Source organism: uncultured Ruminococcus sp. (genome assembly GCA_902785355.1).
Classification (GTDB): domain Bacteria; phylum Bacillota; class Clostridia; order Oscillospirales; family Acutalibacteraceae; genus Ruminococcoides.
Map to the genome: position 1 here is coordinate 39,062 of CACZYF010000010.1, position 16,832 is coordinate 55,893.

General features: G+C 54.0%; 15 protein-coding genes. 7 read left to right on the top strand and 8 right to left on the bottom strand.

Going from position 1 to position 16,832, the window contains the following annotated elements:
* Positions 1 to 71 precede the first annotated feature (71 nt).
* Together R2I50_RS03575 and R2I50_RS03580 are read left to right on the top strand one after the other, a co-directional pair.
* Positions 72 to 815, top strand: a complete 744-nt coding sequence (locus R2I50_RS03575; RefSeq protein WP_316607732.1) for an AAA family ATPase — start codon at positions 72 to 74, stop codon at positions 813 to 815.
* A 57-nt stretch (positions 816 to 872) separates the two neighbouring features.
* Positions 873 to 1,268 carry a methylglyoxal synthase gene (locus R2I50_RS03580; RefSeq protein ID WP_201427712.1) on the top strand — a complete coding sequence of 132 codons (396 nt, stop codon included), beginning with the start codon at positions 873 to 875 and terminating at the stop codon, positions 1,266 to 1,268.
* Between the two features lie 85 nt (positions 1,269 to 1,353).
* Here R2I50_RS03580 and R2I50_RS03585 read toward each other — a convergent pair whose 3' ends face one another.
* The 3 genes from R2I50_RS03585 to R2I50_RS03595 all read right to left on the bottom strand — a co-directional run bounded on the left by R2I50_RS03585 (position 1,354) and on the right by R2I50_RS03595 (position 4,470).
* Positions 1,354 to 2,868 (bottom strand): HAMP domain-containing sensor histidine kinase, encoded by a 1,515-nt coding sequence (locus R2I50_RS03585; RefSeq protein ID WP_316607733.1) that lies wholly within the window; start codon positions 2,866 to 2,868, stop codon positions 1,354 to 1,356.
* Entirely contained in the window at positions 2,858 to 3,532 is a 675-nt protein-coding gene (locus tag R2I50_RS03590) for a response regulator transcription factor (protein WP_201427710.1), read from the bottom strand. Before R2I50_RS03590 ends, R2I50_RS03585 begins: the two co-directional genes overlap by 11 nt.
* A gap of 218 nt (positions 3,533 to 3,750) precedes the next feature.
* Positions 3,751 to 4,470, bottom strand: a complete 720-nt coding sequence (locus R2I50_RS03595; RefSeq protein ID WP_316607735.1) for a hypothetical protein — start codon at positions 4,468 to 4,470, stop codon at positions 3,751 to 3,753.
* Positions 4,471 to 4,624: 154 nt separating this feature from the next.
* Between R2I50_RS03595 and R2I50_RS03600 the strand changes: the two genes are divergently transcribed.
* Positions 4,625 to 5,299 carry a CpXC domain-containing protein gene (locus tag R2I50_RS03600; protein ID WP_201427708.1) on the top strand — a complete coding sequence of 225 codons (675 nt, stop codon included), beginning with the start codon at positions 4,625 to 4,627 and terminating at the stop codon, positions 5,297 to 5,299.
* 101 nt (positions 5,300 to 5,400) lie between these two features.
* Here R2I50_RS03600 and R2I50_RS03605 read toward each other — a convergent pair whose 3' ends face one another.
* The 4 genes from R2I50_RS03605 to R2I50_RS03620 are packed head-to-tail and all read right to left on the bottom strand — an operon-like array spanning position 5,401 to position 10,209.
* Positions 5,401 to 7,050 (bottom strand): DUF4340 domain-containing protein, encoded by a 1,650-nt coding sequence (locus R2I50_RS03605; protein WP_316607736.1) that lies wholly within the window; start codon positions 7,048 to 7,050, stop codon positions 5,401 to 5,403.
* The gene (locus R2I50_RS03610; protein ID WP_316607737.1) at positions 7,050 to 8,570 is read right to left on the bottom strand and encodes a Gldg family protein; all 1,521 of its coding nucleotides are present in this window, start codon (positions 8,568 to 8,570) and stop codon (positions 7,050 to 7,052) included. The genes R2I50_RS03605 and R2I50_RS03610 overlap by 1 nt, the downstream gene beginning before the upstream one ends.
* Before the next feature lie 11 nt (positions 8,571 to 8,581).
* Positions 8,582 to 9,286, bottom strand: coding sequence for an ABC transporter permease (locus tag R2I50_RS03615; RefSeq protein WP_316607738.1), 705 nt, complete (start codon positions 9,284 to 9,286; stop codon positions 8,582 to 8,584).
* The gene (locus R2I50_RS03620) at positions 9,286 to 10,209 is read right to left on the bottom strand and encodes an ATP-binding cassette domain-containing protein (RefSeq protein ID WP_201427704.1); all 924 of its coding nucleotides are present in this window, start codon (positions 10,207 to 10,209) and stop codon (positions 9,286 to 9,288) included. The genes R2I50_RS03615 and R2I50_RS03620 overlap by 1 nt, the downstream gene beginning before the upstream one ends.
* A gap of 457 nt (positions 10,210 to 10,666) precedes the next feature.
* Between R2I50_RS03620 and rimM the strand changes: the two genes are divergently transcribed.
* From rimM to ribF, 4 genes are all read left to right on the top strand, one after another.
* The gene (gene rimM / locus R2I50_RS03625; RefSeq protein ID WP_316607740.1) at positions 10,667 to 11,179 is read left to right on the top strand and encodes a ribosome maturation factor RimM; all 513 of its coding nucleotides are present in this window, start codon (positions 10,667 to 10,669) and stop codon (positions 11,177 to 11,179) included.
* The gene (gene trmD, locus R2I50_RS03630; RefSeq protein ID WP_316607741.1) at positions 11,169 to 11,921 is read left to right on the top strand and encodes a tRNA (guanosine(37)-N1)-methyltransferase TrmD; all 753 of its coding nucleotides are present in this window, start codon (positions 11,169 to 11,171) and stop codon (positions 11,919 to 11,921) included. The genes rimM and trmD overlap by 11 nt, the downstream gene beginning before the upstream one ends.
* A 235-nt stretch (positions 11,922 to 12,156) precedes the next feature.
* A complete protein-coding gene (locus R2I50_RS03635; protein WP_316607742.1) occupies positions 12,157 to 12,420 on the top strand; it encodes an HPr family phosphocarrier protein in 264 nt (87 codons plus the stop codon).
* Positions 12,421 to 12,640: 220 nt separating this feature from the next.
* A complete protein-coding gene (ribF, locus tag R2I50_RS03640) occupies positions 12,641 to 13,546 on the top strand; it encodes a riboflavin biosynthesis protein RibF (protein ID WP_316607743.1) in 906 nt (301 codons plus the stop codon).
* Between the two features lie 58 nt (positions 13,547 to 13,604).
* On the opposite strand, the gene R2I50_RS03645 is transcribed toward ribF, so the two are convergent.
* A complete protein-coding gene (locus tag R2I50_RS03645; protein WP_316607744.1) occupies positions 13,605 to 16,598 on the bottom strand; it encodes a YfhO family protein in 2,994 nt (997 codons plus the stop codon).
* Positions 16,599 to 16,832 lie beyond the last annotated feature (234 nt).

The window sequence follows — 16,832 nt, forward strand, 5'->3', positions numbered from 1 at the left end:
CAAAAAGAGCAGCTCGTTTGAGTTGCTCTTTTTTTCTTTTTGTGCTACAATACAAATGAGGTATTATCAAAATGAGTGAAGTGATAGTAGTAGCCTCCGGTAAAGGCGGAACAGGCAAAACCACTGTTTGCGCCGGGTTGGCGGCGGCTCTAGCTAAAAACAAAAAAAGAGTATTGATCATAGACTGTGACAGCGGGATGCGCGGCGTCGATATGGTGCTGGGTATCTCCGACAGACTGGTATATGACTTTGCCGACGTTGTCAGCGGCGCATGTGAGGCAAAGGAAGCGCTGTATCAGATCGACGGCGACTTTGAGCTGTACACGATCGCGGCTCCGCTGTATGCTGATGATGAAGTCAGTCCCTCGCTGGTCAAAAACTTCGTCGATAAGGTACGCGATGATTTCGATTATATCCTGATCGACTCACCCGCAGGCACCGGCTCCGGCTTCGTTGCCGCCGCGGCGAGCGCCGACAGAGCGCTTGTGGTCATAAACCCCGAGCCGATCAGTATCCGCGGCTGTAAGAATATCGGTTACCGCTTAGAGGAGCTGGGAATCTCCGACCGCAGGCTGATCATCAACCGCTTCGACCGCGAGCGCTTCTTCAAGATGGGTCTGTACAAAGACCTTGACGAGGTGATCGACGAGGCGGGCGTACGGCTGATCGGCGTCATCCCCGAGGATATCCGCGTGATCGCCCTCGCCCAAAGAGGTGCGCTGACCAACAACTGGTCACAGACGGGGATCATCTTTGAAACCATCGTCAAGCGTCTGGAGGGCGTTGACGTTCCGATTATCATCAAAAATTCGTAGAATTTAGTATAAGCTTACTGTAATAGCCTTTTGCAAAAGATTATTGGAGGTGCGTGTATGAACATAGCGATTATTGCACATGACGAGAAGAAAGAGTTGATGGTACAGTTCTGTATCGCTTACTGCGGCGTATTGAGCAGAAACAAGATGTGTGCGACCGGAACCACCGGCAAGATGGTTGCTGAGGCGACCGGTCTGGAGATCCAGACCTTCCTGGGCGGCTCTCAGGGCGGCGACCAGCAGATCGCCGCGCGTATCGCCTGCAACGAGATCGATATGCTGATCTTCTTCCGCGATCCGCTGACGCCCAAGCCGCATGAGCCGAACGATATGAACCTGCTTCGCCTGTGTGATATGCACAATATCCCTGTCGCTACCAACATCGCCACCGCTGAGGTGCTGATCCACGGTCTGGAGCGCGGCGACCTCGACTGGAGAGATATCGTCAGGTAACCCGAATCATAAAAATCACCCGCAGCGGTTTGTTCCGCTGCGGGTTTTTTGCATATTTATTGTTTTTCAAGATCGCTGTACCGGGTTATTCGTCATCGGTGGGGATGACGGGGAGGATGAAGTAGAAGTCGGAGCCTTCGCCTACCTTGGAGGCGACGCCGAAGTCGGCGTCATGGGCGAGCAGGATATTCTTGACGATACTGAGCCCCAGACCCGTGCCCACCTTGGCGCGGCGGTGCTCCTTGTCGACGCGGTAGTAGCGATCCCAGATATAGTCGAGCTTATCCTTGGGGATGCCCTCGCCGTGATCGATGACGTCGACCCGCACCCTGTCGTCCTTGACGGTCTGGCGCACGATGACGGTCTTGTCGTCGCCGATATAGTTGATGGCGTTGTTGATCAGGTTATAGAGCACCTGCGTCATGCGCAGCTCGTCGCCCATGATGAACACCTCGCCGTCATGCTCGAAGATGATGTTCAGCCCGTCACTCTCGATGAGCTTGGTGTAGCGGGAGAAGATGCTCTTGATGCAGTTGGTGAGGGAGAAGGGCGCCTGCTTGATATCCGCTGTACCGCTTTGCAGACGGGAGATATCGAGCAGGTCGGTCACCAGTGAGTTGAGGCGGTTCGCCTCGTCGATGATGATCTGGATGTTCTCGGGGGTCATCTCGCCGGGTAGATCGCGCATGACCTCACTGTATCCGGTGATCATGGTCAGCGGCGTGCGCAGGTCGTGTGAGATATTGGAGATCAGCTCCTTCTGGAGCGAATCGACCTTTTTGAGTTCCTGTGCGGCATAGCTCAAGGTGGCGTTGAGCTCGGTGATCTCGCGGTAACGTCCGCCCTCGAAGGCGACGTCATAATCCTGATGGGCGAGGGACTTCGCCTTCTCATTGGTGTCGGAGATCGGCTTTGCGATCAGCTTACCGACAAAGATCGCGACGATGATGCTCAGCGCGATGATCACAACGGTCATGATGATCAGCTGATAGCGCAGGGTCTCGACGACGCTGGTGACGGGCGTGATCTCGCTCTCTACGATCACGAGATGCTCGCCGTCCTCACCGGGAACGATCCTCGCATAAGCCAGGGTCTGGACGCTCTCGCGCTCAAGCGCCGGTTCATGCATGATGATATCCATACGCGCCTCGTCGTTGGTCGCGCCGATGAAGCGCTGGGAGTGCATCTCGAAATGCCGCTCCTTACCGACCGCGGTGATCGTAGAATAAGAGCCGTTATTCGCCTTCGCCTGCTTATACAGGTCATATACCGTGTTCATGGAGATATCGGGGCGGAAATCGGGACGGGACTGTGTGGCATAGATGCAGGAGAAGATCGAGTCGGTCGTATCGTACAGTCCGACTGTCATGGCGTTCTGCTCCTCGATGTCGGTGATCAGATCACTGAGGTTTTCAGCGTCGATATGATCGGACAGGGAGTTCGCGCAGGACTTGACCTGAGAGGTCTTGATGGTTTTGTAGAAGGATTCGAGGAAGACCGTCTGGAACACCCACAGTACCGCGAGCAGCAGTACCGAAAAGATCAGGAATCCGATCGCGAGATGAAACCGCAGCGGGTATTTTTTCGTATTATGTTTCAAAACGATAACCAACTCCTCTGAGGGTGACGATCAGCGAGGCGTACTCGCCGAGGCTTTTTCTGAGCAGTTTAATATGGGTATCGAGGGTACGGTCGTCGCCGAAGAAGTCATAGCCCCAGACCTTGGAAATCAGCTGTTCACGGGTGAGGGCGATACCCTTGTTGTTGACCATGTAGAACAGCAGCTCATATTCGCGGGGCGTCAGCTGGACGCGCTCGCCGTCGACCGTAACAACGCGGGCGGCGAAGTCGATGCTCAGTCCCTTGTAGGTAAAGCGGCTCTTGCCGTCGTCCTTCTTATCGGTTCCCGAGCGGCGGAGCACAGCGCCGACGCGCATCATCAGCTCCTTGGGGGAGAACGGCTTGACCACATAATCATCAACGCCGACCTCGAAGCCGGTCAGCCGGTCGTATTCCTCGCCCTTGGCGGAGAGCATGATCACGGGCGTGTTGGTGAAGCGGCGCAGGCGCGATACCGCCTCGAAGCCGTCCATCACGGGCATCATGATGTCCATGATGATCAGGTCGTACTCGTTATTGCGGCATTTCAGCACCGCCTGTTCGCCGTCCTCAGCCTCGTCGACCTCGTGACCCTCGTATATGGCATATTTCTTGATGAGCTCGCGGATGCGGAACTCGTCGTCAACGATCAGCAGTTTACTCATGTTATCCCCTCGCATTATTCATTGTCGTTGTATGGTCTTGTTAAGATTTTTGCAATCTCAATCTGTTTTTCATTATTATCATAACTGCCGAATGTGACGGCTGTATGATAAAATGATTACAGTTCCATTATAAATGAGATTATTTGTTCCTGCAAGTACTTTGATAAAAACAAAGCACCCTTGACGTGTGCCAAAGGTGCCCGGATATTCGCAATAGATCAGAAGCCGATGTCCTCGGGGGATTCTTCATCGGTGTTTTCGGGGATGACCGCTTCCTTGACTTCCCCAACAACGTCTTCCGCTTTCTCGGCGACGGTCTCGGCGGCTTCTTCAACAGCCTCTTCGGCTGCATCCTTTGCCTCGTCAAGCTTTCCCTGCTCGGCGGCGATCAGTTCCTCGACCTCGCCGTTCCTTTCGAGGTTGAAGCGCTCCCTGACGTTGCCGACGGTATCGGCAGCCTTATCCTTGAGATCAGCCGCGGTCGCCTTCGCCTTCTCGGACAGGTCGGCAGCGGTCGCCTTTGCCTTATCAAACGCCTCGGCGCCCTTCTCCTTCGCTGCCTGTGCGGCGACGGAAGCCTTCTCCGCCATCGCCTTAGCAAGCTTCTCGGCGTTCTCGGAGCGGATCTTGGTATCGTTCTGGATGTTGAGCAGCTCGACATACTTGATGGACGCCTTGCTGATGCGATCGGAGGCAGCATCGATCACGGCGCAGATCGCCTCGTTCTCAGCGGTGGTGCCTTCGCGCAGATTATCATAAAAGTAGCGGCCCAGCTCGATATACGCCTGGTCGCGGGTCGCGGAATCGGATTTGATCAGACCTTTGATGTGGTTGAGCTGAACTCTGAGGCGATTCTTCTCCGCAACGGAAGAAGCGATCTCAGAGACCGTATCGCTGACAAACTCCAATCCGCACTTGATGTTGTTTTTAATATCCATAATTTCCTACCTCCGAATCATTATATATCAGTATTATCGCATTATTTAAGCAGAAAATCAATAACAAATTGCAAAAGTATGATAAATAATTTGCATTTCTGATAAAATATGTTATTATTGTAGGAGAAATGATTTCGAAAAGCGAAGTGATTTGATGTCAAACGTGATCTCTAAAGAAGTGACCTGTCCGAGATGTAACCACACCTCGAGCGCTCATTTATTTATCAGCATCAACGCGACCAACGACCCTCAATTCAAGCGTGACCTGCTCTCGGGTCAGCTGCTCAGCTACAAATGCCCCGACTGCGGATATGAGGGCAGGTATATGTATCCCCTGCTGTATAATGATATGAAGCACCGCTTCATGGTATACCTGATCCCGCAGATCGACCGCTTCCAACTGGAGGATCGCGCGCTGGAGGATGACTACCGGAATCTCAAGGGGATCCAGAAGCGCATCACCGCTGACTTCAACTCGATGAAGGAGAAGATCTTCGTCTTTGAATCGGGGCTCGACGATATGGCGGTAGAGCTGACCAAGTACGCCATCAGCGAGATGGTTGCGAAGAAGTATGAGCTCGGAAGAGTGACCGAGGGATACCTGACGATGTATAACCGCGAGGCGAACACCATCGGCTTCACCTTCTTTATCGGCGAGGACAGCGAGCCGTTCGTACAGAGCGCGCGGCTCGAGATCTATCGCAAGAGCATGAAGATCGTCAACGCGATCTGCGGCAACGACAAGAAGCTCAGTGGCTTCATCAAGATCGACCGCGAGTGGGCGGAGAATACGCTCTTCCGCTATAAACGCGTTAAGAGCGGGAGATAAACATAGCATAAAACGACGGACTGACCCGGGAGGGATCAGTCCGTTTTTTGGTTGAGAAAAACGTTTCAAGTTTCAAGCTTTGAACTTTGAGCTAACCCGGATCACAGGCTCTTGATGTCCTCGCCCTTGACCAGGGCGTGGGCGCCTTCGATCAGGCTGTCGATATACGCCTTGCTCGCGGTGCCTGCCGCGGTACCGTTGAGCTCGACCGGATACTGGGCGGAGCCCGCGTCATAGACGACGACGGTATCGGGCTCTCTGCCGGTAGTGTAGCTCAGGGTGAAGCGCATAAGCTCGCTGCCGGAGCCCGCTGACTCGCCCGTGTTACGAATACCGGTAAGATTCTGGTAAAAGACGGAGAAGTTCGCGTCGCTCAGGGCGGTATCACCGACCTTGGCGGTGGTCACGGTGACTTCCTCATCCTCGCCGTCCTCGGTCCGGGAGGTATCGGTCCTCTGGGTGACGTCGATGGTGTAGCTCTGACCACCGGCCGAGAACTCGATGCGGCTCAAAGCGGTCTTCTTCGCGGGGAGAACCGTCTCAGGCATCAGGTCCTCCACGCTTGTGCGTGCCCAGCTGACCGCGGCAAGCTGGATGGAATAAATAATGTTTTTATCGGGATTATAGAGGCTGACCAGCCCGTCGTCTCCGGGAGCGGAAGCATAGAGGGTGATGGTCGCGTCGGAGTAGGTCGCGGTGACCTTGGCATATGGATCGGCGACACCGTAGGAGCTCATCTGACCGCTGCTCGGATTTACGCAGAGCACCTCCTCGGCATACAGACCGCGCACGGCATTGACGACGTCTGCGCTCTCGGTCTCCTTAGCAAACATTCTGCGCGGCGAGGTAACGATGTACTGAGCGTCGATCGCCTCATCGGTGTTGGGAACGATGGTGATATCCTGAGAGTAACGGCTGCCGGAGATGGTCATGCTCTTGAGCGCTAAGGTCTCGGTATCCTCGGCGTTCGCGGTGATCTCGTGATCGATGAGATCGTTGACGCTGTACATCAGCGCGGTGACCTTGTCGTTCGAGATCAGGTAGACCGCGTTGCTGTCGCCGAAGGAGATGTAGGTACCCGCTTCAGCCGCTGCCTGATTACCTACGCGCAAGGTGGCGGTGGTCTTGTCGTGATAGGTGATGTGCGCGGTAGCGCGGGGCTTATCGAGACCGAAGTCGGCGGGCTTGCCGTTCGGGGAAATGATTTCTATGAACTCGACCTCAGCGCAGGCGGTAGCGACTTCGTCGGCGACGCCCTTTTGCAGCGCGACGTTATCAAAGCCTTCGAGGGTGTAAACGGTCGCTTCGCCCTCGGGCGTGTAGGAATTGACGGTGAAGGAGCCCTTGGCGTTTTCGACCTTGATGGACTTGATATCGGCGGGGACGTATTCCAAGAGCTTTCCGGAGCCGTTCTTGACGATCTCGCCCTTTTCGTCGACGTCGACCTCGGCTTCGTGTTCGCCCTTCTCGTTGACTGTAGCGGTGATCTCGGCGGGCGTGGTAAGCGCCTCGTCGGCGGTGGAGCCCTGTACGGTGCGGCTTCGGGTAAAGATCAGGAGAAGGATCAGTCCGACGACAGCAACGGCGGCGATCACGATGATCAGCACGCGCTTGTTGAGCTTGCCGGTCTTGACGGGCTTTGTTTCCTTTTGTTCCCGGTTAAGGAAGCTTTCGAGTGCGTCATCAACGTCGTTTTCGGGCGTGGTGACGGGTTCCTCGGGATTGATGATTTTTTCGTTGTTCTCAGACATCAGCGGAACCTCCTGCGAATCCAGATAACGATACCCGCCAAGAGTACGGCGATCGGGATGATATAGCGAACAAGGATCGAGGGGAAGACGATATCATTCACGGAGGTGAGTCCGAGGGAGTTCGAGGCGGGATTCTTACCCTCAATAACGATACTGACGTTCTCCCGCTCACAGAGCGTGTTGAAGAGATTGACAAAATATGCGGCATTGTTGTAAGCGGGGGAGGAGATATAAGAGGAGGTCATCGCGTCATAGGAGCCGATAACAACTACGGACGAGCTCTTGCCGTCGGTGGTGCCGTCGTTGCGCTTACCGATCGCGACGCCGTTCAGCTTCTCTGCCTTGGGATCGAATTTTTCTGCTTCTTCCTCGGTGAGATCCTTCGGGAAGAAGATCGCTTTATCGGTGGAGGTAAGGAGCGGGGTAGCTACGGTATCGTCGGTGATGTTGACAGGCATTGTCAGGCTCATGACTACGGGGATCTTGGTGCTGCGGAGCTCCTTCTTGAAGGTCTGGTCCTCATCGGCATAGTCCATGATGGAGATATAGTGGTTGTAGCCGGGGATCAGATGATCGTTAGCGTTCTCATAGATATAGCCGTTGCGCAGCTCCATACCATAGTCGGCGATGAGCGCGTTGAGGTTGGGGTAATCACTCAGATCGTGCTGATCGTTCGGGAAGTAGAACAGGTTGTGTCCGTACTGGTCGCCGTTATTCAGCCAATCGGTGAGCTTCTTGTAGGTGTCGCTGTCGATATCGACCTCGGGGTCGTAGATGATGACAAACTCGCTGTCGGCGGAGATCTTACCGTTCAAAAGGCTGACGGTCTCTACTTCGAAGGCGTTGTTTTCGAGCAGCTTGGTGAAGGCGGTCATCTCCTGCTCGCCCTGTCCGCTGAGCAGGGTCACCTTGGTCTTGTTCTCGGCGGTGACGTTCATGATCGCGGTCATGATCGACTGCTCGACGTGCTGGCCGTTGATGACATAGGTGCCGTAGTACTGGTACTGCTGCTCGTCATAGCTGAACATATCGGTCGCGTCGATGGCGCGGTAGTTGTCGCCGCTGACCACCAGCGCGATATGGCTCTCCGTCCAGTTGATGTTCGGATAATCCTTGGTAAAGGTCGGGTTAGAGGTCAAGTCGACGTAATGCAGGTCGATATGATCGGAGCAGTTGACGATAGCATGCACGAGCTTGTTTGCCTGGATAAAGTAGCGGTAGTTGGTGCTGTCGCCGCTCTCGAAGTTTGATTCGGTCTGTAGGATATAAACGGTGACGTCCTTGTTGATCGAGGAGGCGAACTCCTCGGTCTCGGGCTGCAGCTTGAAGGAGCTGTTTTCGGTCACGTCGATATAGAGGGGGTGAGTGTTGGTAACTGCCGCCAGTACGAGGTTCACCAGTACGACGGCGGCGATGACCAGTGCGGTCAGCGCGATCGCCGCGGCGCCGCGGCGGGTGCTGCGTGCTTTGAAAAAGCCCTTGAAGCCCTTTTTCTCGGAGGTTTTCTTCTCGTTATTCATCGTGTACCTCCTTAGCTCCAGCGGCGCTTCTCAAACACTCTCACACACAGGAACAGGAAGATCCCGATCACGGAGAGGAAGAACACGACGCTGGTGATATTGATGATGCCGTTGATGAAGTTGGTGAAATGAGCATCGAATGAAATATTATGTAAAATACCGGTCAGCCACTCAACATTGAGCATGTTGGAAAGAGAGTCGATCATATAGATGAATAAACCGACGCCGATCGAGATTACGACGGCAATGACCTGACTCTCGGTCAGAGCGGAGATAAACAGGTCGATCGCAATCAGCGCGCCGCCCATGAGCAGCATGCCGAGCAGGGTACTGCACAGTACCGCCCAGTCAGGCGTGCCGTAGAACATCAGGATGACCGCATAGATCAGGTAGACCGCGTTGCACAGACAGTAGAGGATAAACGCGCCGAAAAACTTACCCAGCACGATCTCGGTCAGGCTGACCGGAGCAGTCAGGAGCGCCTGATCGGTTTTTTGCTTTTTTTCCTCGCTGAAGCTGCGCATCGTGATGATCGGGATGATCAGCATGACAATCATCAGCATGCTCAAAAAGACGTAGTTCATTGAGGCGGTATTGCTCAAAAGGCAGTACATGTAAAAGAACAGTCCGGAGAAAAAGTAGAATACAGCGAGGACGATATAGCCGATCGCCGAGTTAAAGTAAGAGCTGAGCTCACGTTTGATGATCGCACCCATCAGTCCGCACCTCCTTCGGTCAGTTTGAGGAAGCTCTCCTCCAGGGTCAGGTTGCCCGAGCGCATCATCAGGATGGGGCAGCCTGCCTTGGCGAGGACGTTGAAGATACCGCGGCGTACGTCGACGCCGCTCTCATACTCGACGGTATAGTTGTTACCGGCGGCTTTTGAAACACGCTTGACGCCGTCTACGGTACCGATCGCCTCGCGCACGGTGCTGACAGCGCCCTCGACCTCGAGCGCGAGGATACCCTCGCCGCTGATGCTCTCGCTGAGCTTGTCTGTCGCTGCGTCGGCGACGATCTTTCCGTTGTTAATCATGACAATGCGGTCGCATACGGCGGAAACCTCGCTGAGTACATGGGATGAGAAGATGATGGTGTGTTTTTTGCCGAGCGACTTGATCAGCTTGCGGATGTCGATGATCTGCTTGGGATCGAGACCGACGGTGGGCTCGTCCAGGATCAGTACGGGCGGATTGCCCAGCAGCGCCGCCGCCAGACCTACGCGCTGGCGGTAGCCTTTAGAGAGGTTGCGGATGACGCGGCTCTCGACGTCGCTGATCTTGACGATGGTCATGACCTCGGCGATATGCTCCTTCTTCGGCAGCTTGACCTTTTTGAGGTCAAAGATAAACTCGAGGTAGCGGCGTACCGTCATATCGACGTACAGCGGGGGGATCTCGGGCAGATAGCCGATCTTCGCCTTCGCTTGCTTCGGGTGTTCGAGAATATCCACGCCGTCGATCAGGACGGTTCCCTCACCGGCGCTGAGATAGCCGGTGATGATGTTCATGGTGGTGCTTTTACCGGCGCCGTTGGGACCGAGAAGACCCACGACTTCGCCGCTGTCGGCGGTAAAGCTGATGTCGTCCAGCGCCTTGACCGAGCCGTACCGCTTGGTCACATGTTGTACTTCAATCATGCTGTATCTCCTATCTTTTAAGATTTCAATATAAATCCAATCTACATTATATCACACCATATATCGGGAATCCAGTAAAATAATTGTAAACTAAAAGTGATGGTAATGTGAAAACTAAAAGTAACGGTAATGTGAAAACGCGGCTTGAAAAAACGTTCGGTTTGTAGTAACATGATAAGTAATATATGTATCAGCTTGTAGGGGCGAGCATTGCTCGCCCGCGAATAACGGGCGTTATCCGTATCGAAAACGTCAGATATGGTTCACAGCTCCCTGCGACAGCGGGCGGTCAATGACCGCCCCTACGGCGGAGTGACATCGCAGGGTGGGTGGTACCCCCGTTGGAGGGAATGTCCGAAGGACAAGGGGGAGCTGTCTCAGGCGAGGAATGCTCCTGCAAAGCGTTGGTTTCCAAATGATGTTCCCCTGTGATAATAAAACCAAAAGGAGCGATAGGATGCTCAAGCAGTATTTAGAGGTCGGCAAGATCGTCGGCACACACGGGATCCGCGGAGAGATGCGCGTGGAGTGCTGGGCGAATTCTCCCGAATTTCTCAGAAAATTCAAGAAGCTGTATCTGGACGAGGGGAAAACGGCGCTTTCCGTTTCCTGTCGTCCGCATAAGAATATCGCGCTGATGACCGTGAAGGGCGTCGAGACCATCGAAGCCGCCGACCGGATGCGCGGGAAGGTGTTGTATATCGATCGCAACGATGTAAAGCTCTCTGAGGGCGAGCATTTCGTGCAGGATATCATCGGACTTTCCGTGACCGACGCGGATAACGGAACGGTCTACGGTACAGTCAAGGACGTACTCAAGACCGGCTCCAACGATGTATATGAGATGGCGGACACGTCCGGCAAGCTCTTCTACATCCCCGTCATCCCCGATATCATGGCGGGGTTCGACTTCGACAAGGGCGCGGTGTATATCCATCCCATGAAAGGACTGTTCGACGATGAGGATTGACCTGATCACGCTGTTCCCCGAGATGTGCGAGGCGGTGCTTTCCGAGAGCATCATCGGCAGAGCGCGCCGCTCGGGCGCGATCGAGATCAACTGTCACCAGCTGCGGGATTTTGCGTTCGATAAGCACCGCCGCGTGGATGACTCCACCTACGGCGGCGGGATGGGAATGCTGATGCTTGCGGAGCCGATCGCGCTCTGCTTCGAGCATATCTGTGAAGAAGTCGGTGAGAAGCCGCACTTCATCTACCTGTCGCCCAAGGGCAAGGTGCTGACCCAGCAGAAGCTCAAGGAGCTCTCGGTGCATGAGAATATCTGCCTTTTATGCGGGCATTACGAGGGCGTCGATCAGCGGGTGTTGGATATGTATGTCGATGAGGAGATCTCGATCGGCGACTATGTGCTTACCGGAGGGGAGCTTCCGGCGCTGGTGCTGACAGATTCGCTTGCGCGGCTCCAGCCCGGGGTACTCAGCGACGATGAGTGCTTCGAGATGGAGAGCCATTACGACGGATTGCTCGAATATCCCCAGTACACCAAGCCGAAGGTCTGGCGCGGGGTGGACATCCCCGAGGTGCTGTTCACCGGACATCACGAGAATATCCGTAAATGGCGAAGAGAGCAGAGCGTTATCGTAACCGCCGAAAAGCGTCCTGACATGCTCGATAAAGCGACTCTGACCGATAAGGAACGACAGCTTGCGGAACGGATCATTTCTGACAAAAATCATGCAGAAGAACGCTGAAAACCGCTATTTTACCGCTTGTTCTTGTGAGTAGCACACAAATAGTTATCAACACCTTAGTCAATTTGCACAATAAAAAAGTTTAATGTATTTTGACTGTTATATATCAAAACAAAAATGAATTTCGACCATTGACCAACCGCTTTTTCAAGGATATAATAAGGGAGCGTTAATAAAGAAAGGTGCCGTTTCGACACCTACTTACTGTATTTTGTTGACAAGAGAGGGTATCATTATGTACGTTAAGGAAGTTTTAGTTCAGAACAAAGCCGGCTTACATGCCCGTCCCGCTACTTTCTTCATCCAGAAGGCTAATGAGTACAAGTCTTCCATCTGGGTAGAGAAGGATGAGAGAAAGGTTAATGCAAAATCTCTCCTCGGCGTGCTTTCATTGGGTATCATCGGCGGCACCACCGTTAAGATCTTTGCCGACGGCGCTGACGAGACCGAAGCGGTTGAGGGTCTGGTCGATTTGATCAACACCGGCTTCGCTGAGTAATCTCATCATAACGGAACACAAGGGCGGATGCTGCGGCACCCGCCTTGTTTTTTACTTTATGAGAAACTGCTCGTTTCTCATAAGATAAAAAATATTTGTATGCCCGCTCAGTTTGCCGCGTAGCGGCAACGAGTGATGGCTATGCGAAATGCGCGCAAAACGCGATTTCTTGGCAATTGGTAATCAATGAATGATAATAAACAGATATCCGGAGCGGATTATGACAATTTATGATTCTTTACAAATCTATCGGGCGCATAAGGAAGGTTCAGCGGTAGCGCTGGGCTTCTTTGACGGCGTTCATCTCGGTCATCGCGCAGTGCTCAAGGCATGTGCCGGGAGCGGTCTGCATCGCGTTGTGCTGACCTTTTCTCAACCACCGGCTAAGACGATAGGGCGCGCATGTCCGCCGCTGCTCACCGACAACGCGCGTAAAGCGGCGCTGCTCGGAGAGCTCGGTGCGGAAGATGTTATCTTCGCGGATTTTGCATCACTCAGGGAGCTGAGTCCGGCGGAATTTGTAAGGTCGATCCTATACGAGCGCTTACATGCTAAGCAGGTGTACTGCGGCTTCAACTATCGCTTCGGTAAGGACGGCGACGGCGATACCGCCCTGCTGACGGTGCTCTGTTCGGAATACGGCATCGGCGTCACGGTGATCGAGCCCGTGTATCTCGACGGCGAGGCCGTATCCTCTACACGTATCCGCGCCTGTATCGCGGCGGGAGAGGTCGGTCGGGCTGCCGAGATGCTGGGCGGCTGCTATACGATCGAGGGTGATATCGGCGGCGGCAACCATATCGGTACGACGATGGGCTTCCCGACTGTAAATATCCCGATCGGTGAGGGGCTTTGCGTTCCGCGCTACGGCGTGTATGCCGCGCGTATCACGATCGACGGCAGAACCTTTACCGCCGCGACCAATATCGGCGTTCATCCGACCGTTGAGGTGATCAGCCGTCCGTTGTGTGAGAGCTTTCTGCTCGATTTTGAAGGCGGCGACCTGTACGGCAAGCATGCCGTGTGCGAGCTGCGGCAGTTCATACGCGGCGAGCGGAAATTTGAATCGATCGAGGAGCTACAGACGCAGATCCGGCACGATTGCTCCGTGATCGCGAAGCTGTAAACAGTAACATATATAGTATAAGAGGTCGACTCGCGGGAGCCGACCTCTTTTCTATGTGTTATTCTTTCGTTTTTTCTTGATCTTCGGGCGAACCGATTTCTTCTGCGGGCTTTTTACGGATTTTTGCCATGATCTTTTCGCGGCGGGGAACGAGGATGATCATCGCGATCAGGATCAGGACAGCGAGTACGGTACAGGTCGCGCCGGCGGCGAAGCCCTCCGGCAGATATGTCAGCCTGATATGGTGTGTGCCGGCTTCAAGCTTAAACGCCAGCATCGCCTTGCCGATCGGGGTGATCTCCGTTTCCTTGCCGTCAACATATGCCTTCCAGCCCTTAGCGTAGGAGATGGAGGTGTAGAACACGCCGCTCTGCTGGGCGGTGATATCACCCTCGATCACGGTATCGGTGACCTTGGTCGCCTTCAGCGTGGACTGAGCCAGTTTGTTGTAGCCCTGATTGAAGAGATCCTCGTTGAGCATTGCACAGTGAGCGATAAACGAACCGTGGGAGTGGTCGTTGATCGATACATGCAGGGTGATGATATCACCCTTCTTGACGTCGCCCGCCATCATGATGAACGGACGCTTGGTGTAGTAGCTGTTCTTCTCAACGCCGTTGACGCGCACCGATACGCTGTCGGTGTCGCCGCAGGAGAAATACGCCATCGCCGTACCGTCCTCGGGAGCGGTGTAGTCGACATTATAGGAGGATGCGTTGTTCGCTGAAGAATAGGAGTAGTTGCCGTTGCCGCTGTCGGTGAGGGTATCGTTTGCGTTCTCGCCCTTAGCCGAACCGGGATTGAGCGTGTTGTAGAGGTTGCCTTCCAGACCGGTCGCCATACGGAACATAGTGATCTGATTCATGAAGGGATTGGGATTGGCGCTGTTGACGTCATACGCAAGCAGCTCTTTGTTCACCATAAAGCCCTGCGGCAGATAGTACTTATTTTGCATGAGCTTCGCGTTGCCCGATTCGTAGATCATGTTGTTGTGAACCGTATCGAGGTAAGCGCCGTAGGGAGCGATCAAATACTTGATGTTCAGCATCAGATTGGTAAAGGGCGAGCCCTCCTGATAGGTATAGCGGTTTGACGCGACCCATCCGCAGATACCGAGCTTCTCCATATACGCGGTGATATCCTTGTTCACGAGCGAGTTGAACATGGAGATACCGTCCACGCCGATGAGGGCGTTATCGTTCAGGGTATGGTATTTGTTGACCTCGGTACGCTCAAGGTCAATGTTGTTCTGCTCAAGGGTCTTGACATGGTCAACGCAGGCGAGGGTATCGGTGGTACCCAGCGGGTAGGAGGTCGCGTCGGTCACGCCGACGGTCTTGACGCCCGTAGCGGCGGAGAACATACCCTCAATCAGCGCGAGGATCAGCACGAGCACCGACAGGATGACCTTCGGCATACGGTTATCCCGGTTGAGATCCTTTGTGTATAGCAGCAGTACCGCCGCCGCTGTGAGCAGCAGAATAACGATACCCATGAAGATATAGAAGCCTTTATCGGCGGTCTGTCCGACTGCCGCGTTGACGTATTTGCCGTTGACAAAGACGAGGATCGCCGCGGCGATACCGATGACGCCGGCGCCGATGATCTGCGCGTTGCGCGGGATCGTGTTACGCAGCGTGAACAACAGGACCCATGCCGCGAGGATGATGCCGAAGAAGCCCGAGAGCAGTACGGGATCGGCCTTGCTGCCCTGTTCAAAGATCGGCGACAGCTTGACGGTCTCGCCGTCAAAGTACACGCTCGCAATGCCGAGATATACGGCAAATACCAGGATCGCGCCGATCACGGGAGCGGGCTTGAGCTCGTCGATATGCATAAACACGCGGAACGCCATATAGATCAGCACAAAGCAGTACAGGAACGAGAAACGATGCGGCAGCATGTTCGGGAAGTGGAAGCCGTGCCAGATATAGTCAAGCTGGCGGATGATGAAGCTGAGCATAAAGAACAGCAGCAGTCCGCCGCAGAAGATACGCTCACGCTTCTTGATCTTGGAGCAGAAGAAGAACAGGATGGCGAGGAAGATCACGATCACGCCGCAGTAGACGTTCGGCAGACCTTCCTTTGAGGTTGGCTCGGTGAAGGCGACGGAGTTTGCAATCGTCTTGCCCATTGCCTCCAGCACGCCGCCGAGATCCGCTTTGGAGGCGATATTCACGGCGAACTGGGTGGGGAAGGAGTTATCGGAGGAATGGGTGTAGCCCAGCGCAAAGTACGCGGGCAGGGTGAGGATCGCCGACATCATGATACCCACGATGGAACAGCCGAGCATTTTGAGGAACTGACGGATCAGATCCTTCCAGCCCTTATACTCGACGATGCAGTAGCCTAAGGATACCAAAAAGACAAAGATACACGTGAACAGTCCGATGTAGTAGTTAGCAAGGATCGACAGCGCCAGCGTAATGATATAAAGCTTGAACTTACCGTCGCGCAGCAGGGCGATCGTTCCGGCGATCACCAGCGGTAACAAGGCGATCGTATCCAGCCAGATGATATTCCAGTAGTAGCCCATGATAAACGCGCACAAAGCGTACAGGATACCGAAGGCGGTGATCACGACGTCCTTACGCTTGAAGGTGAGCTTGAGGAACAGCGCGTAGAAGAAGCCGGCGAGTCCGATCTTCACGCAGGTGATGATGTACAGGAACTCCCTGAGCTTATCGGCAGGCACAAGTACCGAGAAGAAGTTCAGGGGACTCGCGAGGTAGTAGGACATCAGCGAGGCGTAGTTGGTACCGCCGCCGCTCTTCCATGTCCAGAGCAGGCTCCCGCCGTGCTGGAGCTTATCCTGAAAGTCTACCATAAAGGGGTAGTACTGGTGCCACAGATCGGTGACCAATATCTGGTTCGTGCCGAAGGGGGACACGCCCGCTACCTTAAAGGCAAAGAACATCAGGATGAAAGGAATGAAAAACGCCAGAAAAAGGTAAAACCATACCCCATACTTCTCAACGAAGGAGGCTTTCACCAGGGTCGGCTGTCCGCTCGGCGGCGCCGTCACGGATCTTTTTTTCGCTTTAGCTGTCATAGTATTCTCCTTTATCAGAATCTTTCGCAATACCGCCCGGTGTTGAACCGCGGCGGAAGAATTGTACATACATATTTAATATACCATTATTTAACACCGAGGTAAACACTAAAATAAGAAATTCTGAAAAAATTTTGTAGGTTTACAATAGAGTCGTTACAGTAGAAGTAAAAAAGAATAGCAAATAGGAAGAACCTGTGTTACAGTTAGTTCGCTTACAACAAAACTCTACAA